This window comes from Vibrio rhodolitus, assembly GCF_003350325.1.
In the GTDB taxonomy this organism is placed as follows: domain Bacteria; phylum Pseudomonadota; class Gammaproteobacteria; order Enterobacterales; family Vibrionaceae; genus Vibrio; species Vibrio rhodolitus.
This window is the reverse complement of the sequence record NZ_QLYZ01000003.1, coordinates 323299-346230: the sequence shown is the minus strand read 5'-3', so window position 1 is coordinate 346230 and position 22932 is coordinate 323299. Positions and strand designations below refer to the sequence as shown.

Annotated in this window: 21 protein-coding genes; 15 read left to right on the top strand and 6 right to left on the bottom strand. The window is 45.4% G+C overall.

Annotated features, from left to right (window positions below):
* Positions 1-96: 96 nt before the first annotated feature.
* The 4 genes from fghA (at position 97) to DPF93_RS05130 (ending at position 5553) form a co-directional block, all read left to right on the top strand.
* The gene (gene fghA / locus DPF93_RS05145) at positions 97-936 is read left to right on the top strand and encodes an S-formylglutathione hydrolase (RefSeq protein WP_114765133.1); all 840 of its coding nucleotides are present in this window, start codon (positions 97-99) and stop codon (positions 934-936) included.
* Positions 937-1097: 161 nt separating this feature from the next.
* Positions 1098-1499, top strand: coding sequence for a hypothetical protein (locus DPF93_RS05140; RefSeq protein ID WP_114765132.1), 402 nt, complete (start codon positions 1098-1100; stop codon positions 1497-1499).
* A gap of 103 nt (positions 1500-1602) precedes the next feature.
* Complete coding sequence (locus tag DPF93_RS05135) at positions 1603-3282, top strand: RluA family pseudouridine synthase (protein WP_114765131.1); 1680 nt, start codon at positions 1603-1605, stop codon at positions 3280-3282.
* 132 nt (positions 3283-3414) lie between these two features.
* The gene (locus DPF93_RS05130) at positions 3415-5553 is read left to right on the top strand and encodes a sensor domain-containing diguanylate cyclase (RefSeq protein ID WP_114765130.1); all 2139 of its coding nucleotides are present in this window, start codon (positions 3415-3417) and stop codon (positions 5551-5553) included.
* A 41-nt stretch (positions 5554-5594) separates the two neighbouring features.
* On the opposite strand, the gene DPF93_RS05125 is transcribed toward DPF93_RS05130, so the two are convergent.
* Entirely contained in the window at positions 5595-6155 is a 561-nt protein-coding gene (locus DPF93_RS05125) for a sugar O-acetyltransferase (protein ID WP_114765129.1), read from the bottom strand.
* Between the two features lie 319 nt (positions 6156-6474).
* Here DPF93_RS05125 and DPF93_RS05120 point away from each other — a divergent pair, with 319 nt between their 5' ends.
* The 4 genes from DPF93_RS05120 to yqfB all read left to right on the top strand — a co-directional run bounded on the left by DPF93_RS05120 (position 6475) and on the right by yqfB (position 10765).
* The gene (locus DPF93_RS05120; protein WP_114765128.1) at positions 6475-7413 is read left to right on the top strand and encodes a universal stress protein; all 939 of its coding nucleotides are present in this window, start codon (positions 6475-6477) and stop codon (positions 7411-7413) included.
* 533 nt (positions 7414-7946) lie between these two features.
* Entirely contained in the window at positions 7947-9938 is a 1992-nt protein-coding gene (locus tag DPF93_RS05115; RefSeq protein WP_114765127.1) for a U32 family peptidase, read from the top strand.
* Positions 9939-10103: 165 nt separating this feature from the next.
* Positions 10104-10295, top strand: a complete 192-nt coding sequence (locus DPF93_RS05110; RefSeq protein ID WP_114765126.1) for a hypothetical protein — start codon at positions 10104-10106, stop codon at positions 10293-10295.
* A gap of 152 nt (positions 10296-10447) precedes the next feature.
* A complete protein-coding gene (gene yqfB / locus DPF93_RS05105) occupies positions 10448-10765 on the top strand; it encodes a N(4)-acetylcytidine aminohydrolase (protein WP_114765125.1) in 318 nt (105 codons plus the stop codon).
* 42 nt (positions 10766-10807) lie between these two features.
* Here yqfB and DPF93_RS05100 read toward each other — a convergent pair whose 3' ends face one another.
* Both DPF93_RS05100 and DPF93_RS05095 read right to left on the bottom strand, forming a co-directional pair.
* Entirely contained in the window at positions 10808-11317 is a 510-nt protein-coding gene (locus tag DPF93_RS05100; RefSeq protein ID WP_114765124.1) for a hypothetical protein, read from the bottom strand.
* A gap of 199 nt (positions 11318-11516) precedes the next feature.
* A complete protein-coding gene (locus DPF93_RS05095; RefSeq protein WP_114765123.1) occupies positions 11517-12473 on the bottom strand; it encodes an NAD(P)H-dependent oxidoreductase in 957 nt (318 codons plus the stop codon).
* Between the two features lie 135 nt (positions 12474-12608).
* Here DPF93_RS05095 and DPF93_RS05090 point away from each other — a divergent pair, with 135 nt between their 5' ends.
* A complete protein-coding gene (locus DPF93_RS05090; protein ID WP_114765122.1) occupies positions 12609-13520 on the top strand; it encodes a LysR family transcriptional regulator in 912 nt (303 codons plus the stop codon).
* A complete protein-coding gene (locus DPF93_RS05085) occupies positions 13513-14022 on the top strand; it encodes a P-loop nucleotide/nucleoside kinase family protein (protein ID WP_114765121.1) in 510 nt (169 codons plus the stop codon). Before DPF93_RS05090 ends, DPF93_RS05085 begins: the two co-directional genes overlap by 8 nt.
* A gap of 2 nt (positions 14023-14024) precedes the next feature.
* Here DPF93_RS05085 and DPF93_RS05080 read toward each other — a convergent pair whose 3' ends face one another.
* Positions 14025-14867 carry a patatin-like phospholipase family protein gene (locus tag DPF93_RS05080; RefSeq protein ID WP_114765120.1) on the bottom strand — a complete coding sequence of 281 codons (843 nt, stop codon included), beginning with the start codon at positions 14865-14867 and terminating at the stop codon, positions 14025-14027.
* A 178-nt stretch (positions 14868-15045) separates the two neighbouring features.
* Between DPF93_RS05080 and DPF93_RS05075 the strand changes: the two genes are divergently transcribed.
* A complete protein-coding gene (locus tag DPF93_RS05075; protein ID WP_114765119.1) occupies positions 15046-15921 on the top strand; it encodes an AEC family transporter in 876 nt (291 codons plus the stop codon).
* Here the strand turns inward: DPF93_RS05075 and soxR are convergent.
* A complete protein-coding gene (gene soxR, locus DPF93_RS05070; protein ID WP_114765118.1) occupies positions 15918-16361 on the bottom strand; it encodes a redox-sensitive transcriptional activator SoxR in 444 nt (147 codons plus the stop codon). The two genes, DPF93_RS05075 and soxR, sit on opposite strands and share 4 nt — an antisense overlap.
* Positions 16362-16853: 492 nt before the next feature.
* Here soxR and DPF93_RS05065 point away from each other — a divergent pair, with 492 nt between their 5' ends.
* Genes DPF93_RS05065 through DPF93_RS05055 form a run of 3 tightly spaced genes read left to right on the top strand, consistent with a single transcriptional unit; the run spans position 16854 to position 20216 of the window.
* On the top strand, positions 16854-17561 hold the full coding sequence (locus tag DPF93_RS05065; protein WP_114765117.1) for a response regulator transcription factor: 708 nt from the start codon (positions 16854-16856) through the stop codon (positions 17559-17561).
* Positions 17551-18981, top strand: a complete 1431-nt coding sequence (locus tag DPF93_RS05060; protein WP_114765116.1) for an ATP-binding protein — start codon at positions 17551-17553, stop codon at positions 18979-18981. Before DPF93_RS05065 ends, DPF93_RS05060 begins: the two co-directional genes overlap by 11 nt.
* Before the next feature lie 2 nt (positions 18982-18983).
* The gene (locus tag DPF93_RS05055; protein WP_114765115.1) at positions 18984-20216 is read left to right on the top strand and encodes an ABC transporter substrate-binding protein; all 1233 of its coding nucleotides are present in this window, start codon (positions 18984-18986) and stop codon (positions 20214-20216) included.
* Between the two features lie 57 nt (positions 20217-20273).
* Here the strand turns inward: DPF93_RS05055 and DPF93_RS05050 are convergent, their stop codons facing one another.
* On the bottom strand, positions 20274-20468 hold the full coding sequence (locus DPF93_RS05050; RefSeq protein WP_114765114.1) for a hypothetical protein: 195 nt from the start codon (positions 20466-20468) through the stop codon (positions 20274-20276).
* Between the two features lie 439 nt (positions 20469-20907).
* Here DPF93_RS05050 and glgX point away from each other — a divergent pair, with 439 nt between their 5' ends.
* Positions 20908-22887, top strand: coding sequence for a glycogen debranching protein GlgX (gene glgX / locus DPF93_RS05045; RefSeq protein ID WP_114765113.1), 1980 nt, complete (start codon positions 20908-20910; stop codon positions 22885-22887).
* The last annotated feature ends 45 nt before the right edge of the window (positions 22888-22932 follow it).

Below are 22932 nucleotides of genomic sequence, written 5' to 3'. Positions count from 1 at the left end.
AGTTCAAACAAATTCGCTCTCTAGGTTTTGCCTAGAGAGCGGACTCACGATACTAATGCTCATTTAAAAGCCTAGAAACTGACCGAGAGATTATCCATGACCATCGAAAACCTCAGCCAAGCAAAAGTATTTGGTGGCTGGCATAAGCAGTACTCACACCAAGCAACTAGTCTAAATTGCGCAATGCGCTTTGCGATTTTCTTGCCACCGAATGCAACATCAAGCAACCCAGTTCCTGCCGTTTACTGGTTATCAGGTTTAACCTGTACCGATGAAAACTTTATGCAGAAAGCTGGCGCATTTCGCGCAGCCGCTGAACTGGGCATCGCTATCATCGCGCCCGATACCAGCCCACGTGGTGACGACGTCGCGGACGATGAAAACTACGATTTAGGCAAAGGCGCTGGCTTTTACCTTAATGCGACGCAAGCGCCGTGGTCAAAGCACTACCATATGTACGACTACATCGTCGATGAGCTACCGAGACTGATTGAAGCCAACTTCCCTGTCTCAAGCGTGAAAAGTATTTTTGGTCACAGCATGGGCGGTCATGGCGCACTCACGATTGGTCTAAAAAATAGCGATAACTACCGCTCTATTTCAGCATTTAGCCCGATAACTAACCCAATGCAATGTCCTTGGGGGCAAAAAGCATTCACCGCTTACTTAGGTAAATCGGTAGAAAACTGGAAAGAGTATGACGCCACCGAGCTACTTAAACTTGGGCGAGCAAAGTTACCGATGTTGGTAGACCAAGGCGATGCAGACAGTTTTCTTCACGAGCAACTAAAACCAGAATCACTTATCCATGCTGCGAATATGCATGACAGTGAGCTGAATTTGAGAATGCAAGCTGGCTACGACCATAGCTATTACTTCATCTCGACCTTTATTGAAGAGCATTTACGCTTCCACGCCAAGTACCTGTTCGCTTAATCACCGCGACTCAATAAAGCACTTTCAAATTTCTTAAGAGCAAGCCCTTCACACTGCCTAGAAGGGCTTTTTACTCCTTCGACTTCTAGCATAGCTTTGCGCATCACCTTGGCTGCGCTACACTAGCAGCAACTTTCGTTTGCTTGTTAGAACAACTCAACATGTCTAAATTAAAAATCGTTTTCTTATCTATTGTAGTTATCGCTGCTGCGGTAGCTGCATGGGTCTTTATCCCAACGCATACCAGTTTAGGTCCACAGATCGCTTCAATCCCTATTGGCAATGATCTAACGTTAGTCGGTCATAAAATTGTGTCGACTGAAAAGAAACTCAATAAACTTAACCAATACTTCTTGATTGCTAATGGCGCTGAAATTGGTGATCAAGAGCCTGTGCTAACCACTTCAGATCAATTCCTACGCGTCGAATCAGTCAAAGACAACACGTTCACACTGAGCGTTAAAGGTCGCATTGAACAATATCGTAATGATATTTGGGTAGAAAAATCAGATGGTACAGTTCACCACTGGCTGATTAGCTTAGATTCAAGCTACGTGCGCTAAACGTCCCCAGTAAAGTAAAAACACCACCTTGCTTAGACAAGGTGGTATTCCTCACCTAAACAGGTAAAATCTCGGCTCTCATTACGCTGATAGAAGTTTTACCATGCACCAACCAGAGCAACTGTTCACTCGTTTTAACGCCGATATTGAAGGTATTGAATTACCGAACGCGTTTACTTTCCCATTTTACTATCAGCCTCACCCGCTTTGTGTCCTTGCCGCCCAAGAGCTACAACAGCACCTTGTTGAGCAATCAAATTGGCAGCACAACTTTGGCAGTGAAAACGATCCAACCGGCACTGGGAAAATGTTTGGTGTACTTTTGGTACGCTCTCCGCAAGGTGAACTCGGTTATTTAAGTGCATTTTCTGGCAAAATCGCTGAGGTGAACCTGCTCCCACAATTCGTCCCACCTGTTTTTGACATGTTGGCGGAAGAGTGCTTTTTCCGCACAGAATTAGCCGAAATTACCGAACTAAACAGCCAAGTAAAGCAGCTTTCCGCGAACCCGAAATTATCCGAGTTAAATGCATCACTGACTCAGCATAAAAGCGACTATCAGCAACAAGAACAGCAGCAACGCCAAGCCATGATTGATGGGCGCGCCGCACGAAAAAATCAGCGTCAGCAAGCTGAAGAAACATTGCATGGTGAAGAGCTAAAAGCCATTCTCGATGATCTCGCCAAGCAAAGTGTGGCAGAGAAAAACGTACTGAAATATCTCAAGCTAGAGTGGGAAGCCAAGATTTCACTACTGCAAAGCGAGCTTGAGCAACTGAACAGTGAGATTAATCGCGCCAAACAGCAGCGTAAACATCTGTCTAACGCACTACAAAATAAGTTGTTTGAGCAGTATCGTTTTCTAAACGCCAATGGTGAACAAAAATCTCTTAAAGCCATTTTTGCCGAGACGACAAACCCAACACCTCCAGCCGGTGCTGGTGAGTGTGCGGCGCCAAAACTGCTTCATTACGCCTATAAACATGGCTTTACGCCATTGGCAATGGCAGAGTTTTGGTGGGGCGTATCACCAAAATCTGAAGTTAGGCAGCATAAAAAATTCTACCCATCTTGTCATGGAAAATGTAACCCGATCCTTGGTCACATGTTGCAAGGATTAGACGTTGACCCTAACCCGCTAGAAGACAACTGGGGTAAAGACAAAGAGCTAGAAATCATTTACCAAGATGAAGCGATTGTTGTGGTCAACAAACCTTCTGGTCTGCTTTCGGTGCCGGGCAAAACAATCAAAGATTCAGCCTATACTCGCGTCCAAGCCCTTTTTCCTGACGTAGAGGGTCCTTTTGTTCTGCACCGTTTAGATATGGCAACTTCTGGCTTATTGGTTTTCGCTCTCACCCGTCGTGCCAACAAAAGCTTGCAAAAACAATTCATAACTCGAGGCGTTGAGAAACGCTACCTTGCGATGGTGGAAGGCGTAGTTGAGCAAAAAAGTGGCGAAATCAACTTGCCTATGCGTGGCGACCCAGATGACCGTCCACGTCAATTAGTGTGCTTTGAACATGGTAAACCGGCCACGACTTATTGGGAGCTGGTCGAAGTGAAAGATGGACGCAGTAAGCTGATCATGTACCCTAAAACCGGGCGCACCCACCAGCTGCGCGTACATTGTGCTCATCATCAAGGGCTCAATATGGCGATGGTCGGCGATGGTTTATACGGTGAAAAAGACTCACGCTTGCACCTCCATGCAGAGCAGCTCTCTTTCGATCACCCGTATACCCACCAACGTGTGAGCTTTGTTGCAAATAGTGAGTTTTAGCTTGTCAGTGCTTTCCTACAAAACAGAGAGATATATCAGTTTTCAATAAAAATATAGTGATTTATATCTCACCATTTTGTTTTGTGAACCGGAGCCCAAAACGTATAATGTCGGCGCTCCGGAGGAAAGTGAATGTGTCACGCCGCAATTAAACAAATTAAAGCCATTATATCTCAACTACCACTAACGCAAGGCGTTGCTGGTGTTGAGCTTAGCGCAAAAAAAATCGACCAGATTTGCCAACAAAGCAACTACCCATTACCTCGATTATTTCACCTAATTCTTGAAGGTGTGAAAGGAAACCGTAACGACAATCGAACCTATTCTATTGAGGTATTTGAAGAAGCACTCACGTTATGCGGCGAAGAAGATATCGTACACCGACTACAAATCAGTACTTTACTTGGTGCCATTTATGCCGACTATGAAGAGTTCGATAAAGCTTATGCGCTCTATCAGCAAGTACTGGCTAATGCTTATCGGCTGGACGCAAATTATCTATCCTTAGCTTATACCTGCATTAGCGACTTCTACCTGTGCCTAGAGCAGTATGAGCAGGCGCATAAGATCGCCTCCGTCGGTGCACAGTTTGCTGAGAGAATTGGTCATCACTCTAACCATGCTATCTGTCTGCTCAATATGGGATATGCGCTAGGTCACTTAAAAGATCAGCATTCCCAGGCCATTTTACACTGTAAAAATGCCCTAGAGATCGGCTTAGAGAACAAGGCTACCCGCGTTGCAGCCATTGCTCATGGCTATGTTGCGCAGATCATGGCTCGCCATCATAAGCACTATCAAAACGATGATATTCACTATCATTTTTCCTCGGCAGATCAGCTATTTGCACAAATTTTTGATGTTCACAACCGCACCGAGTGTTTGGTACATAAAGTCGCCTACATGACAAAAACCGGCGATTCACAAGCCGCCTTAGCACTAGGTCTAAACATCTACCAAAATATTCGCAGTGAAGACAATTTTGGCTTCTTTGCTTTGTTGTGCGACAGCTTGCTCGACTTGCTCTGCCAAACAGAGCAACCTAGTTTATTATGTGAAATACAATCGCAATATCTTCAAGCAACTCGCAAGAGAATCACCAAGCTGCAAAATAGAGAGTTCGACAACTTACTCAAGCAAATCGAAAAAGCAACACAAGACCATGAGCACTTGGTATTGGATAAAATGCAGCAACACATTGGTGCGGTGACAGAAGTCGGTCAATCGATCGCAACCTCTAAAGATATCGCCAATAGTTTGCCGATGATCTACCAAAAGATCAGCAGTATCTTTCCGACCAATGAATTCGGTATCGCTCTCTACGAAGAAGAAAAAGACACGCTAAACTACTGTTATTTCTATGACAGCAATGGTCCTGTGGCTGATTTCACCGTCAATTGTGCAACCCAATATTCAGTGGGAAGCTATGTCGTCAAAAATAGACGCACGGTTCATCTCAACCAAATCAGCGATGAGACATTAGATATTTTTCTACCTGAGCATGAACGAGACAACAAAGAGTGCGCGCACTTTCGTAACGACACACCCGTGCAATCGATCATCCTGACGCCAATTGTTATGCAAAATAAAGTATTGGGTGTCCTTTCAATTCAACACCCGATGGCTGATCAGTACTTACAATACCACTGTAATCTGTTTGAACAGCTCGCGAGTTTTATTGCTGTCGCACTAGAGAACCATATGCAACGCAATCGACTGGAAGCGGCGTATCAGAAGTTAGAAGTGCTCTCTAAGACAGACCCTCTCACTGGCTTGTACAACCGCTATCAACTCGATGACATCGAAGCACAGCTGATCACCAAAGCAGTTGGCAACAATGAGCACCTTGCCGCAGCAGTAATCGATGTGGATTTTTATAAAGGTTACAACGACTTCCATGGTCACCACCAAGGTGATATCGCGCTGGAGTCAATCGCAGCAGAAATGAAAAAAGTCTTTAATCAACCAAATGATTATCTGTTTCGATACGGTGGTGATGAATTTTTACTGGTTTGTGCAAACTCATCACCGACAGAGCTACACCAGCGATTAATCGAGTTACAACAGGCAATTTTCCAGTTGTGTTTAACCAACCCTCAATCACAGTGTAGCGATCGTCTGACGCTTTCGATTGGAGCTGCGGATCTTTCCAATCTCGAGCATGCAGATGATGGCTTTACCACCTTATTTAACTTGGCAGACCAAGAACTCTACAAGGTTAAGAAAGCCGGACGTAATGCCATTAGCATTGCCGCCCATCAACTAAAGTAATCCTGATAGCGCTGCCAGTGACGGTAGCGCTTGATGACCTTCTAGCGCTGCTCAATGGCGCGGATCACCACACAAGGGTTACCGGCAGCTAGCACGTTGTCAGGAATATCTTTTGTTACCACGCTGCCCGCACCAATCACGCTGTTTTTGCCGATATTTACACCAGGACAAACAATCACACCACCACCAAGCCAAGCATTGTCACCAATGGTGATTGGTTTACCAAATTCAACGCCCTCTTCGACTCTGCCTTTAACATCTAAAGGATGTCCAGCAGTATACAATTGTACGTTGGGGGCAAGCAGAACATTGTCACCAATAGTCACCTCTGCGACATCTAAGACGACGCAGTTAAAGTTGGCATAAAAGTTCTTACCGACTTTGATATTGCTACCATAATCGCAGCGAAATGGTGGCTCTAGAAATGCTTCACGACCATTCGGTATCAGCTCATTAATCGCGTCACGCCACTCATCCGTATCGGGGATGCTGTTGTTGAGCTTTTGCAGCGTTTTACGACAAGCAATACGCGCAGTGTATAGCTCTTCATCCCATGCGTTGTATGGCTCTCCTGCGAGCATTTTTTGTTTTTCTGTTTTCATATCCGTTATCTTGGTAGGGGTTGCTTCATGCCTTGCAAGGTTGGGCTTTAAACCTCAGCCCGCAGGCAAACATTCTAGCGCTAATTCTCGCTGAATATATCAGTAAATTGTTAAGCAATTCTCGCTCGGTAGTGATCGCACAAAACGAAACAAAGCAAAACGAAACCAAGCAAAACAACGGATGAATTCGTTAAGCGATAACTCGAATCAACAGTCTGAAAATTCGGATCTTTTTCATCCGATTAATAATAACCTTATTAATAAGGTGGAATTTTCACCCAAGCAGGACAACACTTAAAGCAGCAAAGGGAGGTGAGATATGAAAGAGTTTCAAAATATTCTTTTCGTCAGCCAAGGGTTGCCTGAAAACCGCGACTCAATCGAGCAAGCATTGACACTTGCAAAGCGCAACCATGCCTCATTGATGGGGCTGATTGTCTCTCCTGCCCTCCCGCATAATATGGTTGATTATCAGCAAGCCTATCGCCAGTCACTTCTCAATACTTTGACTGCCGAAATTGAGCAGGTACAACACAGCCTTGCTGATGATGCCGACTTACCGATGGCAATTGAGATCGCCTGTGGCGATAAACCTGCGCTAAAGATCATTGAGTGCGTGCAAACTCATCATCGCGATCTGTTAGTTAAACAGGCAGAGCCATTAAATGATGGTTCTGAAGGCTTTAAAGCACTCGATATGAAACTGCTGAGAAAATGCCCCTGTCCCGTTTGGCTTCATCGTCCAAATACCAAACCCACCAACCATAAAAGAATCGCAGTCGCCATCGACCCTGTTGTTGAAAGCGACGAAGCGCAACAACTAGCCATACACTTGTTAACCGTTGCGCACGCAATTGCTAATAACTGTGATAGTCGTTTGCATATCATCTCATGTTGGCAGTATGAACTTGAAAGCTATTTACGCCATCACTCTTGGATTCAAATCGATGACGAAAAGCTCAATGCCGAAATTGAAGCGACTCGCTTACATCACCGCCAGCAACTTGATGCCTTAATTGACTCCGCTGCGATTGGTGAGGATATTATCGTGCACCATATCAATGGCAGAGCGGATGATGAAATCCCTCAGTGCGTTAACATTCTAGAAATTGACATTCTGGTGATGGGTACAATCGCACGTTCTGGCATCAAAGGCTTGGTAATGGGTAATACAGCGGAAAACATTTTGCAGTCTCTCAAATGCTCTTTAGTCGCCCTCAAACCAAATGGTTTTGTCTCACCAATTGATAAAAGTTAACCAAAGGTAATCGGCGTTAACTTGCTGTGTCTGCCATAGAAAATTCCTACACAAAAAGCACCTCTGTAAGCCAAGAAACACGAGGGGCTTAACTACATGCCTCACGCCAAACAAGGGTAAAATATACCCATAAAATAGACAGTTATAGTCTATCTGCGCGTTTCTATTATGCGCCAAAACTTTGTTGCTTATAGATTGACATGTTGGTTATGGATTGACAATTTCGTAGAAGAGGAAGAAATGCAAGCCGGGGGAAAATGCTTTAAATGTACTCAGCGCGATGACTGCCCTGCGTACTTAGGAGCAATGAAAGAGTTTAAAGTTATCAACCAAACTGAGTTAGATAACTTACTAGGTAAAACTAAAACGTCATGGCTAACCACTAATCTAAAAGAGCCCTAGCGGCTCTTTTTCTTTACCACCCTAAACATCTTACTGCCTATCACTGAAACGCCTCGCTACTAATTAAATTCGCATCAAAGCGACGAAAGCCGTAAAATGCGCGCCTATTTTTATTGAGTAAGAGATAAGTAGTGACACGCGATCAATTTGAGTTGTTAGCTCCTGGCGGAGACTTAGAGTCGATTAAAGCGGCAATTGCCGCGGGTGCCGACGCCATATACTGTGGTTTGGATCGTTTTAATGCTCGTAACCGTGCGGCAAACCTAACGCTTGATAACTTAAATGGCGTGTTAGCGCTGGCTCATCAACATAACTGCAAAATCTTCCTGACGCTCAATGTGTTGATTTTGGAGAGCGAAATTCCCGCTATTGTGCGCCTACTTAGCCAGTTGAACACCACCAACATTGATGGCGTGATTGTGCAAGACTTGGGGCTTGCCTATATCCTTAAGCACCATTTTCCGCAGTTAGATGTGCACGCATCGACTCAGCTCAATACCCACAACGAAGGGCAAATTTTATTCTTAAATCAATTGACCGCCAGCCGCGTGAACCTGTCACGTGAGTTGAATATCAATGAAATAAAGCACCTTGCTCAGTTTGGTCAACAGCACAATGTGCAAATGGAAGTATTCGTCCATGGTTCGTACTGCATTGGCTTTTCTGGTATTTGTTACATCAGCTCGGCGCGTAATGGCGCATCTGGTAACCGTGGTCGCTGTAGTCAGCCTTGTCGTGAACAGTACGAAACAACCAAAACTGGCAACGACTACCCGCTTAATATGAAAGACAACTCTGCATTTGGCGACTTAGAAGCGCTGGCAGAGGCTGGGGTTTACTCACTTAAAGTAGAAGGTCGCATTAAGAAATCACACTACGTATACACTGTAGTTGATAACTGGCGTAAGCAGATTGATCGCTTATGCGATGGCGAAACGCTGTCTCAAGACACGACTGAACTATACACCGTATTTAACCGCGATTTCTCCAACGCCTTTTTACAAGGTGAATACGGTAAATCGATGTATATCGATAACCCGCGTGACCATGCGGTAAAGCACTTCTCTAAAATCTATCAATGCCAAAGTGTTGATGATGTTCAGCAAGTGAAAAAGAAGCTTTATGATGACAAAACCGCCATCATTGAAAATGTCGCACGTAAAACACAAGACTTCGATATTAGTGGCTTTGAAAACAAAGGCAGCAGCTTAAAAGGCGCTATCGACGTTCCGATGCTACCTGCACTAGCGACACCACCAGAGCGCGAAGGCAACGCGAGATTGGCAGTGCTAATTTCATCGGTTGAAGATTGCTACCTCGCTCAGCAAGACAATATCGATGTCTACTATCAACTGCCAATGGGGCTTGCTGACGAGTGGCAGAATCTCGTCGCACTGTTTGCCGCAAATCCACAATTAAAACCGTGGTTTCCGGCAATCTTAATTGGTGATGACTACCAAGCGGCGCATAACTTCTTAGTTGAAGTAAAACCACAGTGGCTAATCACTAATAACGCGGGCGTGGGCATAACTGCCCAGCAACTGGGGTTAAATTGGGTTGCTGGTCCACAAATGAACACCACCAACTCTTACGCACTAAAATGTTTGCATGAAGAGTTTGCCGCCAGTGGTGCCTTCATTTCCAATGAGCTCAACATGAAGCAGATGCGTCATATCAAACGCCCTGCGGCAATGCGTAGCTTTTACAGTATTTATCATCCAAACACCTTGTTAATTAGCCGTCAGTGTCTGTTCCAACAGACTGAAGGCTGCAAGAAGATCAAGGTCAACAAAGGGTGCTTAAAACGTTGTAACAAGCGCACCTCAATCATCAACTTGAAAGACAACCCGTATGTGATTCAAAAACAACGCGGTAGCCACAATGCGATTTACAGTGAGCACAATGTGATGAACCTTGAAGTGCTGCAGGATCTGCCGCAGTTGTTCACTGACATCATGATTGATTTACGCGATATCCAGACTGAAACGAAGGTCAATGCGAGTAAAGAACAGATTATTGAACAGTTTGTGGCGCTACTTGATGTTTCGACAGAGAACCAAGCAGAGTTACTGCAACAAATGATTCAACCAACGCGCAATGCCCAGTATCAAAAAGGGCTGTAAATTAGCCGTGCACTGCACAGGAGCGGTCGCCACCGCTCCTAGTTTGTGATGCTTGCGAATTAACCTTACCAATATCACAAAATCCACATTTTGCCGTATCACCTTTTGATGTAACTCTCTATCTTAATAGCGGGGCAATTGGCCTCAATATATTAAGGAAATTGTATGTTTATTTGGTCTATTACTGGTCTGGTTATCTTTTTCGCTATTCAATATTTCTCACCTTCTCAAACGTTCACCACCAAACGCATGCTATGTGCATTTATGTCTTGCGTCCTTGGTCCACTGATGCTGATTGCCGCTGTCGGCTCACAAGTCAACGCTAATTGCTGGGTAAAACGCTCCGCATCTGTCTGATAGTTAAAAGTCTTGTTTGTGCAGTGGTGTGAAAGCCAAATCGTGTTGAAGACCCAATTTACGCGCCACATCTCTGCACACAAATATTCGCTCATCTAAAAGCACATTTCAGTCTATAATCACGTTTCAAACTAACGTTACGTGAACCACCCATGACACAAGCACCAACTAAGATTACTTTTTTTGAATTCCTGACTCCGCTAATCACGTCAGGCATGAAAACCATCACCATTCGTGATGAAGCAGAAAGCCATTATGTTCCTGGCACTCAGGTAGAAGTGTTTACTTTAGAAACTGACAAAAAAGTTTGTGAAATAAAGATTCTCGCGGTTGAACCGCTACTTTATGACGACATCAATGAGTTTCACGCAGAGCAAGAAGCACTGCCACTTGATGAATTAAAACGCCTAATCGCAGAGATTTACCCTAACCTCAATCAGCTGTATATGATTAGCTACGAGTTAGTGTAAAAAAAGAGGCAAATGCCTCTTTTTTATTCTCAAAATCAAAAGTTAGCGAAACCAAAAACGCTCACGGCTAGCTTGCTTTTTCCGTTCTGAAACCGCGATATAAAACACCGCCGTGACTAACGGTAAATACCAAATCAACACATCTAATAGTGCATTGTTTGCCACCGGCAACGCTTGCTGCACGGTAAAGAATTGATTATTCACGTAAGGGATAAGCGCAGGAAGCGCGTAATACATAAAACCGACGAATGCCCCCAGAATGGTGTACTGCACCACTTTGACCAGCCCTTCGAACAAGTTCAATATGCCACTAAACAACAGCGCAAACAAAACGCTTAACACCAACGACTGGAGCAGAGCAATCAATCGGGTTACGTCAAGAAAACCATACGTAGTGAGAAACTCCCTAAAAGCAGGAACTTTTCCCAACAGCGCAACAATCCATTCTCCGGTGAAGTTTACATACCATTGATGAGTAAAAACCCAATCATAGCTGCCAAAAATCAGCAGCCCCAATACTAAAGCAATTAAACCACCGAGAAACTTAGACATGGCTTTCCCTATTATTTCGTCTTTGTTATATCAACAAGCCTATAAATAAGCATGAAAAATAACCCGTCGCCAAGTTTCCTCCCACAAACTTATAAGCTAGTCCTCAATTCCACAGCAACAAAATACGGTTTTGTGCTCAATGCCGCGTGTTTATAAAGACGCACGCAACAAATCTTAACGCCATCGGCGCTTTATCCTACTACGCTAACTCTACTTGGTAACGATGAATCGTCGGGATGCCCTGCGCATCGAGACTCACTTGCCAAACTTCATTCACTGGCAGAGTAATTCGCTCACCTTTAAGATCTGAGTCTAAGTAGGTTTCAGCCGTAAGCATCACGCGCAGTTCAACTCGGTAATTGTCACCATCAGGCTTAATATCGATTTGATGAACGTCGTGTTGGCAATTAGGTTTAAAGGTTGCACGTGCTTTGTCATACCAAGCTCGAAACCCATCACGCCCAACAAAACGCCCTTCTGGAGATTCCCAAACCACATCCTCAGCCAAGTAGCGAGTGTAGACTTCTGTCTCGGGCTTCAGTTGATCAAATTGTTCAAACCACTGCTTAACAAACGCGGTGATCTTCGCCTGCGGTGAGTGCGTTATATTACGAACTTGCTCAGTTAATCGCGTCGCATGTTCCATCGCTCTCGCCTGCACTTCTTCAAGTTCATTGTAAACATTGGGAATGTAAACCATTCTGTGGCTATAAACTGGCTTATGAAAGTTCATTCCCGCCAAATAAGCCGTTTGCTGCAAAGGTTGGATCAACTGTTCAATACTAAAGTGGTTGTAGCCTAGCGGATCGTAAGACTCTGCTGGACCGCCAATAGTAAATGACAAGATAAATTCCTTGCCTTTTAACTTGTCGCCATGGGTTCCATAGGCAAAGTTAAAGGTAAACACATCATCAATCCATTTCTTTAGCAGTGCAGGAACTGAATACCAGTAGAAAGGAAACTGCAGCACCACCACATCGGCAGCCAATAGCGCTTGTTGCTCTTCCTCAACGTTGATTTGATAGTGGGGATACAATTGATCCAAACGGCGAATTGCCACATCGCTTAACTGCTTATCTACCTGCTCTAAAATCACACTATTTGTGTACGAATCATCTAGGTTTGGGTGACCTGAAATCACAACGACTTTACTCATGGAATACTCTCTAATACTGAATAAGTGACCGATAAGCGTAATTTAGCGCGCTTGATTCTAAATTTTTAGATGAATTTTCATTAAATAATTATTAGTTTAAAACTAACAATCTGCATGTCAGGTCGGGAATCTAAAATGAATGGAACAACCTACAATCAGCTTCTGATGTTTCACACCATCGTCGGTGAAGGCAGCATTTCTGGTGCAGCACGCAAACTCGAAGTCGCACCTCCATCGGTGAGCCAAGCACTTAAAGCGCTGGAAGAAAGTTTAGGGCTACCGCTATTTACACGCACAACCAGGCGCATGGAACTGACTCAAGCAGGCGTGCAATTGCTTGAAAAGACACGTTACCCGATTGATGAACTCAGTTTCGCTATCGAAAGTGTCAGCGAGCTAAGTAAAGTCCCGTCTGGCAAAGTGCGTATCACGATGCCGCGCTTTGTTTATCAACTCTATATAGAGCCTATCTACGCCGAATTTTGCCAGCGCTATCCAGACATTGAGCTGGAACTATCCATCTCCGATGCAACCGTCGATATTCTTGCGGAAGGTTTCGATTTAGGGATTCGTTTTGGTGATAAAGTTGAAGAAGGGATGGTCGCCCGCCCACTCACTCCAGCCCTAAAAGAAGCTATCGTTGCTGCGCCAAGTTACATTGCCAAGTTTGGCTTGCCTAATAATCCATCCGAGTTGGTCAAACATAAATTTATTCAATATCGTTTTTTGACCTCAAATCAACTTGCGCCAATGCGACTACTTAACCAAGGTGAAGTGCTTAGCCTCGATACTCAATCAGCGCTGATCGCCAATGATACCGATGTGCTGATCGACGCGGCTAAAAAGGGATTTGGATTGTGCCGAGCGGTTACGCCAATGGTTGAAAAAGCTTTAGCTTGTGGGGACTTGGTACCTGTTATGCCCGAGTACTGGTATTCATACGCAGGCTTGCATGTCTACTTTCACCAAAATAGCCAAAAAGCAAAACGCGTTAGGGTATTGATCGATTTTCTACTTAAAAAGATGGCGAAGGCACACAATGAATAAACCCACTCTATACCTTTTTTCTGGCTTACCCGGCAGTGGAAAAACCACCCTTGCTCAAGGTCTCGCAAAACACACCGGAGCACTGTTTTTACGCATCGACACGGTCGAACAAGGGCTGCGCGATCTATGTCAATTTGATGTGCAAGGTGAAGGGTATCGACTGAGTTATCGCATTGTCAGCGACAACCTAAAGCTGGGTCTTAGCGCCATCGCCGATTGCTGTAACCCGATCCCGTTAACTCGCAACGAATGGCAGCAGGTTGCGCTAGATGCCAACGCTCGTTATATCAACATTGAAGTGATTTGCAGTGACCGCCAAGAGCACCAACATCGAGTCGAAACACGTGTCTCTAGCATTGCTAATCTTAAACAACCAACTTGGCAAGAAGTGATAGATCGAGACTATCACCCATGGGATAGAGACGTAATACGCATTGATACCGCGGGTAGATCCATCCAAGCCTGTGTCGATGAATTAATTGCTGCCATCGAGCTCGCTTAAACTCACTTCCAGCGCTCTATTGCCTCTTGCCCTGCTTCAACACCAAGCTGGTAAGCAAGCTCTAATGAACTGGCATCACGACTTAGTCGCTTGAGTTTAAAGCTCTCTGGCGGGCAAATTTGCATAATCTCCACCCCTTGCGGCGGGTTTTCAATTAAGGCTACCGTTTGATTGTAACGCGCCGCTCTAGTGAGCATCGGCTCAATCAGGTTGGGCGTCTCACGCAGCAAATGTTTAAGCAGCGGCTTTAGTTTCTCATCACTTTTCCGGTAACTTGCCGGTCTACTGCGCAATACCATGATTTTACGCGCACCGCGCGCTATCGCCTCTGCCACTGGAATGGCATCAGCAACACCGCCATCGACATAACGTTTGCCATTCAAATCAACGCCATGGCGATACATAATAGGCAATGCACTTGAGGCTTTCATTGTTTCGGCAAGCATATCGACATCAGGTGTATGATACTCAGCTTGTCCGCTATCTTGACGAGCCACCACAAGAAAAAACGGACGCTTATCAGCGGTTAGAACTTGTCTATCAATCCCTAACTCATCAAGTGTGATTTGCCACATCCAGTCTAGATCAATTAAATCACCGCCACCTAGATATTGGCGTAGATTGATGAACTCTTTGCGACGACTGTAATCAAGGTAAATTTTTTTGTTTCTGCCCGGCATCTTAGCAAGATAGGCAGCCAGATTGCTTGCTCCAGCCGATACCCCCCAAAAGCTCTCAAACGGAGAAAAGTTTTCCGCTAAGAAATGGTCTAGGATACCGCAAGAGAAAACGCTGCGCATTGCGCCGCCCTCGACAATCAGCGCCGTTTGTCCCACTTGTTCCATCGCCCGTACTACCTCAACAAATCATATTCGCTAAAAAGCACATTAGCAGAATTAGTGACTATCCCCAAGCGACCTTCTTTAAGGAGAACAATGCTGTAAAATTATATCGCGCTTTCAGTGACTCACACATATAAGACTGGTATGTTTACTTTCTGCTCAATCATTTAACTGCAATGGAATGTTACAACAAGTATTAGCAATACTGTTCCCGGTCTTTGCGCTGGTGTTAGTCGGCTACTCCGTCGGACGTTGGATTCGTCCCGATTTCAAAGCGATCAATCGCATTAATATGGATGCGTTTACACCCGCGCTGGTGTTTTCTTCATTAGTCGCCATGCCACTCGATACAGAGCAAGTCCCGTTGCTAAGTGCCGCATTGATCGCGGTGCTAGTACCAGGCTTGGTAATGTTGCCTATCTGCAAGCTACTCAAAATTGAGTATCGCGCCTGGGCACCACCACATATGTTCCGCAATAGCGGTAATCTTGCCATTCCTCTGTTTACTTACACATTTGGCGAATCAGCACTTGCTGCAGCGGTGCTACTCTTTGTCGTTTCAGCCTGTACTCATATCACTCTGGGCTTAGCGGTGTTAAGTAATGGCAACCCATTTAAGCAAGTCATTCGCATGCCTGTGTTTCTCGCAGCAGCGGCAGCATTGGCGATTAACTTAGCTGGGTTCACTATTTGGACGCCGCTGTATGAAGCGACGGCGCTATTGGGGCAAGCCGCCGTGCCGGTCATGTTGCTGTCACTCGGAGCGCAAATGTGCAACATGCGACTGTCAGGTCTTAAGATAGGATTATTCTGCACCGCGCAATCGCTCTTTACCGGAGCCGTGGCATTTTGGCTGATCTACTTGTTTATCCCTTTACCAACAATGCAATTACAAATGATGGTGTTATTTGCCATGCTGCCACCGGCAGTGATGAATTATATGTTCGCCGAGCGATTTGGAATCCAACCGGATAAAGTGGCTTCTATGGTGCTGTATGGTAATTTTTTCAGCGTATTGACGCTGCCATTACTGCTCTCCTTTGCCTTATCACTTTAAAAGTTGTCTTCAGGCTCTGTCAGCAAAGATTGACCGGTATGTTCAGTAGCTCGAGTATCTTCAGGGTTACGCAAATTGCAGCTATCGAGTGACAGACAGCCGCAACCAATACAGCCATTTAAATCTTGCTGCAGCGCTTTGAGTTGCAAAATGCGATGCTCAAGATCTTTATGCCACTGAGTCGCCATCGCTTCCCACTGCGTTTTGGTCGGTGCTTTATGCTTCGGCAGGAGCTCGAACGCTTTAGCGATCTCCTCTAAGCTCATTCCGACTTGTTGAGCGGCCTTAATCACCGCAACTCGGCGAATCACACTGCGATCGTAGCGACGCTGATTGCCTTGATTACGCCAGCTACTGATCAAGCCTTTTTGTTCATAAAAATGCAAAGCTGAAACTTTCACTCCCGCTCGCTCTGCCACTTGCCCCACCGACATTTCCATCCTTAACTCCCTATAATGTAAGCTTTCACTTCAATACCTTACTTCAACTTAACTTGAGGTTCTAGTAAACAAGCATAAGTTGGGCGAATGCTTGCCTGCGCTCCAAAACCACTCAGTATGATGAAACAACCGGGAAAAACGGACAAAAAAAAGCCAACCCAGAGATGGTTGGCTGTAGCGCTGTTCAAGAAATATCTGCTGGGTTAGATAGGTCTGCTAGCAGCACCGTAACTGCACAACAATAAATTCCACCAAATAGCTGTAACTTTGCCAAACAGGAGCGTTTGCCAACAAAGTTGGGGGAGGCTATCTGAAGAATCAAGCTTGATAATACGGAACAAATAATGCTCGAAGGTTGCAAATTCCGTCGCATTTGTAAGAGCTCACTTACAAAAATCCCCTCACAAATCCAGCAATTTAATGGCTAACTGATTGAGAAAGCTGAGTTGAATGGCATCATATTAGCAATAGCAAACGAGAGTTAATTCAAACATGAGTGCAAAGCAAATCTTAGTAGTCGACGATAACCAAGACCTGCGTGAAGCACTAAGTGATTATCTTGGCAAAGCAGGCTTTGATGTCATCGGCGCAGAAAATGGCGTGGTGATGTGGCAGCAATTACAAACTCACCAGCCTGATTTGATCATTTTAGACATCATGATGCCCGGCGATGATGGCTTTACCCTGTGCCAGCAACTGCGCCGAACTTCAAATGTGCCAATTATCATGTTAACCGCGGTCACAGAAGAAGCAGACCGTGTTGCTGGTCTAGAGATGGGCGCAGATGATTACATCACCAAATCCTTTAGCCCAAGAGAGTTACTTGCTCGCATCAAAACCATATTGCGCCGCAGCGTAACCAGCCAAAGTGCCAAATTAGCGCGTAAAGTGCGTTTTGATCAGTGGCAACTCGATACGGTTACCCGCCAACTCACACACCTTCCTTCACTTGAAGTAAAGCAGCTGAGTGGCGCCGACTTATCCCTACTTGGACTATTTATTGCCCACGCTGAGTCAATCTTATCGCGTGACGATATTGCTCGTGAAATCTGGGGACGAGATGCCGATCCTTTTGAGCGCGGTATTGATGTGCAAATCAGCCGCCTGCGTCACCATCTGGATGACAAAGATCGCTCGCTAATTTTAACCGTGCGCAACAAAGGCTACATGCTAACTTCCGGTGTGCAATATGAAGGTTAAAGGGCTAACCAATTCCTTAGCCATGCGCACCAGTTTGTTTCTGCTGTGCGTGATCATTATTGCCCAGTTTCTCGCTGGATTGATTTGGTATCAACACAGTAGTGATAAAGATGAGCAAGGCTTAAAAACGACAGTAAATAGCTTGGCACTAAGCGCAGCATCAACCATTTCATTTTTCCAAACCTTGCCTCCTGAATATCGCCACTTAGTGTTGAATCAGTTGCGCAATATGGGCGGCACACGCTTTTTCGTTTCACTCAATAATCATCAGATCCCTGTCGCGCCTTTGCCAGATAGTCCGCGTAAAACCATGGTTATTGACGAAGTCGAACAGGTGCTACACAACGAACTGCAAGATGCGCCGGATATTCAAGTTGAATTTACGCGCCGTGACAAGTTGAAAGTGTTTAACAAAGAGCTTCCGATTGATGAGCTACCGATGTTATGGGGGCATTATTCGCTTTCCTATGGCGATCTCAATCCGCCGATTTTGGTCATTCAAGTCAAAGTAGACCAACAGGCTTGGTTCTATTTAGCGGCAGTTTTACCAGCACCATACATCAACTTAGAAACCAGCTATTTCGACATTCGTGAATGGTTCACCATGTTACTTTCTGCGCTTTTGCTGCTGATTTGTACTTGGTTTGTGGTGCAGCGAGAAATTCGCCCTATTCGCCAACTAGCGAAAGCGGCGACCTTGATGTCGAGTCGCTTAAAAGTGCCTGAGGTGCGCGAAGAAGGTAGCGCTGAACTTAAAGCTGCGGTACACGCGTTTAACAAAATGAATCGCCGCATCGATAGCCATATTAAGGATCGCGAAATGCTATTTGGTGCGATTTCCCACGATCTTAAAACGCCGATCGCGTGTTTAAAGCTGCGGGCAGAAATGCTTGATGATGACACTGACCGAGAGCGTTTTACCCGCATTGCTAACGATTTGGATTTGATGGTCAAAGGCGCATTGCAATGCATCAAAGAGACCGATATTCACGAAGATATAGAGCCGATCGACCTTGAGCAGTTAATTATCCACGTAACCAGCGCGATTGACCCAAATGGCGATAAAATCACTCTCCACTGCGAAAAAGTCACTGCCTATGCGGGCAAGCCATTGGCTATCAAACGTTGTATTCAAAACCTAGTCGACAACGCCGTTAAATACGGCGGTCGTGCTGATGTGTATCTGCAGCAAAATCCGGAATCTGTAACGATTTGCGTGCAAGACCACGGCACATGTCTTGATCCAACGACATTAGATAAATTGATTCAACCTTACTATCGTGGACATAGCGACCAAGAGGGTAATGGGCTGGGTCTTACGATTTCACAAAGCATTGTTAAAGCCCATGGCGGAAGCCTCTCGCTAGAGATAACCTACCAAGGCGGATTATGCGCAACGCTTGCATTCCCAAGAGATTAGTTATGACAAAAACCACCCTAGCCTTACTTTTGGCTAGCTTTTCCAGCGCTAGCCTAGCCGATGTAGAGTTCCTGCATTGGTGGACATCCAAAGGCGAAAAAAAGGCGCTGGATGCCCTTGAAACACATCTCGCTGAACATGACATTATTCTCACGCAATCACCAATTCTTGGTGGTGGTGGCGACACTGCCATGACGGTGCTGCAAGCTCGGGCATTGGCAGGCAATACCCCCGATATTGCCCAAATCGAAGGTCCTAGCATTAAAGCTTGGGATGAGGTCGGCATCGTCCACACCATCAATCAAACAGCAGCCGCACAAAACTGGGATGAGCACCTTTATCCGCTGACCGTCGATATCAACAAAACCGATAACGGCTATGTCGCATTGCCGATCACCTTGCACCGCCTCAACTGGTTGTGGGTCAATCATGAGTTACTCGCCACGCTACAGCTGGAAGTACCGAAAACTTGGCCAGAGATGTTCAACGCCATGGAAAAGGCGAAGCAGCACAACGTCATTCCACTCGCGATTGGTGAACAAGCGTGGCAAGTGGCACTGCTATTTGAAAGCTTGGTCATCGCAACCGGTGGCGTCGATTTTTACTATAAAGCCTTGGTAGAACTCCAACGCGATCACATTGATACCGAACAAATGCGGCTCGCTTTACGTCAATTACGCCGCGTTTCAAGTTTAGTGCCGACTCAGCAGCCCAACCAAAACTGGGATACCGCCACACAAAACTTGCTAGATAACCAAGCGTTATTCCAACTCGGTGGCGATTGGATCTTAGGGGACTTGCTCGCGGCTGATGTTAAGGTTCCGCAGCAAGTTGGCTGCTATCCTGCGCCGCAGTCACACAATACCTTCCTCTACAATATGGACAGTTTTATTTTTATGGATGCCGCTGGTTTTACCCAACAACAGGCGACTCAAGCAGCAAATGTACTGGCAGATAAAACCTTTCAAGCCAATTTCAATAAAATTAAAGGATCCATTCCGGTCAGAACGGATATTGACCTCACTGGCTTTAACCCTTGTCAGGTGCAGTCTCACCAAGACTTTGTCCAAGCGACTGCCAACGGGCTTGCGGTTCCGAGCATGACAGATTCAATGGCGGTCAACCCTGTCGCGCAACAAGCGATCAACTCTGAAATTTTCCGTTATTATCGCAATACCAACGTAAGCGAAGATGAAGTGGTAAAACGCATTATCTCGATAGCGAAAAGTACTTAACGGTTCAACTGGCACAAAAAAGACCACCGCTTGGTGGTCTTGCTCACTCTCTTGTGACTATTTTTCTAAACTCATTCCAGCACTTTCTACGCGCTGTTTGAATGCATCAATACTCTCTGCTTGATAAGTGGGAGAACCGTTGAAATAGCGCGGTTTTTCCGGAGCTAGGGCGTTTTTTAGTGCTTTTTCTTGCTCAAGATCATCATGGTAGACCGTGACACGGTTTGGGATATCCTGTTTGAATGTCGCCATTATGTTCTCCTTTCATTTGGCTGGTTATTACATTTAAGCGTAGATAACCACGCATAAGAGTCAAAGCCCCTACGCAGGAGAATGGCATCGCGAGAGCAAACTCTTGGTCTAACCGACTCTATACAAACAAGTTATTAAAACGAAACAATCGCAAATCAATCTAACAGTTTGTGATCTCGATTCATTCCCCGCTTAGCCAAACAGTCAAAGAACAGATCGCCTTTTTCCCGTAGCTAGCTGAGTCAAAAACAAGGTTATTAGAGCTAGATCACTATTTGGTAGGGAAATAATCAGGGGCTGGACAAACTTTTGTCACCAATTTTGCCCTATAGTTCTTTATTACAAAGACAAATGAATAACAAAGCGTTTATCAACGACACAAAACCATAACCAAAAACGTCAAATAGACGCAGCCCAGCATTGGTATACAACGACAGACATGACAAATTCAGCCTCAAGCCCATTCCCTCTCGGAGCGACTCTGAACGAGCAAGGGTGTAATTTTGCTATCTACGCTCCAGACAGTGAAGACATTCGTTTAGCCTTATTTGATGCGCACGGTCAGCACGTAACTTATCAACTAGATCAAGAGTATGCGGGAATCAAACACACATTTATTGAAGGCATTACCTCCGGTCAACGCTATGGCTATATTGCGTTAATCAAGGGGCAAGAACACTATATTGCTGACCCTTATGCTAAAGCGCTCGATAACTCACTGCACTACAAACCACCATTTAACGCCCGCAAAAGCTTTCAATTAGCCAAGTGCCTAGTCACTGAAGGTCGTTTCGATTGGCAAGATGTCCAATCGCCGAATCGTGCTAAAGACGAAATGGTATTGTTTGAAACCCATGTCAAAGGCATCAGCAAACTCAACCCTGAAGTGGACAGTGAATCACAAGGACGCTATTTGGGTTTGATTAGCCCAGCGATGCTCAACTTTTACCAGCAGCAAAACATCAACACGATTCAACTCCTACCCGTTGCGGCTTGTATGCATGAGCCACATCTGCTCAATATGGATAAGGTCAACTACTGGGGCTACAACCCATATCTGTTTATGGTGCCCGACCCTCGCTATGCAAGTCATGATGCGGTGATTGAGCTTAAAACCACGATTCGAGAACTGCACCGCCATGGTATAGAAGTGATCTTAGACGTAGTGTTTAACCACACTGCCGAAGCGGGACCAGATGGTCCGGTTTTCAACCTCAAAGCGTTAGATAAAAAATACTACCTTAAGCATGGTCAACACTTTGCTAACTACACTGGGTGCGGCAATACGGTTGATCTCTCTTATCAGCCTGCTCTTAATCTTGTGATGGATAGTTTGCGCTACTGGGTGACGGAATACCACATCGACGGTTTCCGTTTCGATCTGGCGGCAACTCTGGGGCGTGAAGGCGAACAGTTCAATCCAAACAGCGGATTTTTCAAAGCCGTTGCCCAAGATCCGGTACTACAAAAAATCAAACTTATTGCCGAGCCTTGGGATATCGGTCCAAATGGTTATCAAGTTGGGAACTTTCCCTTTGGCTGGAGCGAATGTAACGATCGCTTACGCGATACTGCCCGCAGCTTTTGGCGCGGGGATCAAGGCTATTTAACCGAACTAGCCACTCGGATCATGGGTTCACGCGATCTATATAGCGCGGCACATTGGCCTTATCGCTTAACAGTCAATTACATTACTTACCATGATGGCTTCTGCCTGCAAGACTTGGTCTCATACAAGTCAAAACATAACGAAGCGAACGGTGAGCAAAACCGTGATGGGCACGGCGACAATCGCTCAGCCAATTACGGCGTTGAGGGCGAAAGCAGTGATGCCATCATCGTGGCGAAACGCGACAAGCAAAAACGCAACTTTATGACGACCTTGCTGTTCTCCTTCGGTATTCCGCATATTTTGATGGCAGATGTGTTGTCACACAGCCAAAAAGGCAACAACAATGCCTATTGCCAAGATGGTCCTATTAGCTGGATAGATTGGCAACTGGACGAAGGTAAACAAGAGTTTCGCACTTGGCTAAGTGATATGATCGCCGCAAGACAGCGTTACATGCTGCCATTTATTCGCGCCTTCAGTGGAGAAAGTCGCAATAGCAACCGAGTCTATTGGCGTAAAATTGATGGTAATCCACTTAGCCATGAAGATTGGAATAAAGTCACCGCAGTTGGCCTGCATATGGGGATTGGGGAGAATGGTGATCAGCTGTTTTACGCCATCAACCAAACGGATGCACCAGCGCGCTTTACCCTACCAAACAAAACCGGTCAAAAATGGCAGATGATCTGCAACACTAGCAGCAATGAAATGTATCAGGCGATTGAGCGGCAGCAAGTGCTGTTAGATGCGACCTCAATGGCTATCTTTGCTTGTCCTGCATCCCACACCAACGAAAGCAAGCAATAAGCCTTGTAAATCACTTCTCTTTTCTCGGCTAAGACCTAATACCAA

Coding starts and splice junctions, on each gene's coding strand:
- DPF93_RS05140 (WP_114765132.1), top strand. CDS start 1,098: ATGTCTAAATTAAAAATCGTTTTCTTATCTATTGTAGTTATCGCTGCT.
- DPF93_RS05095 (WP_114765123.1), bottom strand. CDS start 12,473: ATGAGTAAAGTCGTTGTGATTTCAGGTCACCCAAACCTAGATGATTCG.
- DPF93_RS05110 (WP_114765126.1), top strand. CDS start 10,104: ATGTTTATTTGGTCTATTACTGGTCTGGTTATCTTTTTCGCTATTCAA.
- DPF93_RS05075 (WP_114765119.1), top strand. CDS start 15,046: ATGTTACAACAAGTATTAGCAATACTGTTCCCGGTCTTTGCGCTGGTG.
- soxR (WP_114765118.1), bottom strand. CDS start 16,361: ATGGAAATGTCGGTGGGGCAAGTGGCAGAGCGAGCGGGAGTGAAAGTT.
- fghA (WP_114765133.1), top strand. CDS start 97: ATGACCATCGAAAACCTCAGCCAAGCAAAAGTATTTGGTGGCTGGCAT.
- glgX (WP_114765113.1), top strand. CDS start 20,908: ATGACAAATTCAGCCTCAAGCCCATTCCCTCTCGGAGCGACTCTGAAC.
- DPF93_RS05085 (WP_114765121.1), top strand. CDS start 13,513: ATGAATAAACCCACTCTATACCTTTTTTCTGGCTTACCCGGCAGTGGA.
- DPF93_RS05135 (WP_114765131.1), top strand. CDS start 1,603: ATGCACCAACCAGAGCAACTGTTCACTCGTTTTAACGCCGATATTGAA.
- DPF93_RS05090 (WP_114765122.1), top strand. CDS start 12,609: ATGAATGGAACAACCTACAATCAGCTTCTGATGTTTCACACCATCGTC.
- DPF93_RS05125 (WP_114765129.1), bottom strand. CDS start 6,155: ATGAAAACAGAAAAACAAAAAATGCTCGCAGGAGAGCCATACAACGCA.
- DPF93_RS05130 (WP_114765130.1), top strand. CDS start 3,415: ATGTGTCACGCCGCAATTAAACAAATTAAAGCCATTATATCTCAACTA.
- DPF93_RS05050 (WP_114765114.1), bottom strand. CDS start 20,468: ATGGCGACATTCAAACAGGATATCCCAAACCGTGTCACGGTCTACCAT.
- DPF93_RS05060 (WP_114765116.1), top strand. CDS start 17,551: ATGAAGGTTAAAGGGCTAACCAATTCCTTAGCCATGCGCACCAGTTTG.
- DPF93_RS05055 (WP_114765115.1), top strand. CDS start 18,984: ATGACAAAAACCACCCTAGCCTTACTTTTGGCTAGCTTTTCCAGCGCT.
- DPF93_RS05100 (WP_114765124.1), bottom strand. CDS start 11,317: ATGTCTAAGTTTCTCGGTGGTTTAATTGCTTTAGTATTGGGGCTGCTG.
- DPF93_RS05120 (WP_114765128.1), top strand. CDS start 6,475: ATGAAAGAGTTTCAAAATATTCTTTTCGTCAGCCAAGGGTTGCCTGAA.
- yqfB (WP_114765125.1), top strand. CDS start 10,448: ATGACACAAGCACCAACTAAGATTACTTTTTTTGAATTCCTGACTCCG.
- DPF93_RS05080 (WP_114765120.1), bottom strand. CDS start 14,867: ATGGAACAAGTGGGACAAACGGCGCTGATTGTCGAGGGCGGCGCAATG.
- DPF93_RS05065 (WP_114765117.1), top strand. CDS start 16,854: ATGAGTGCAAAGCAAATCTTAGTAGTCGACGATAACCAAGACCTGCGT.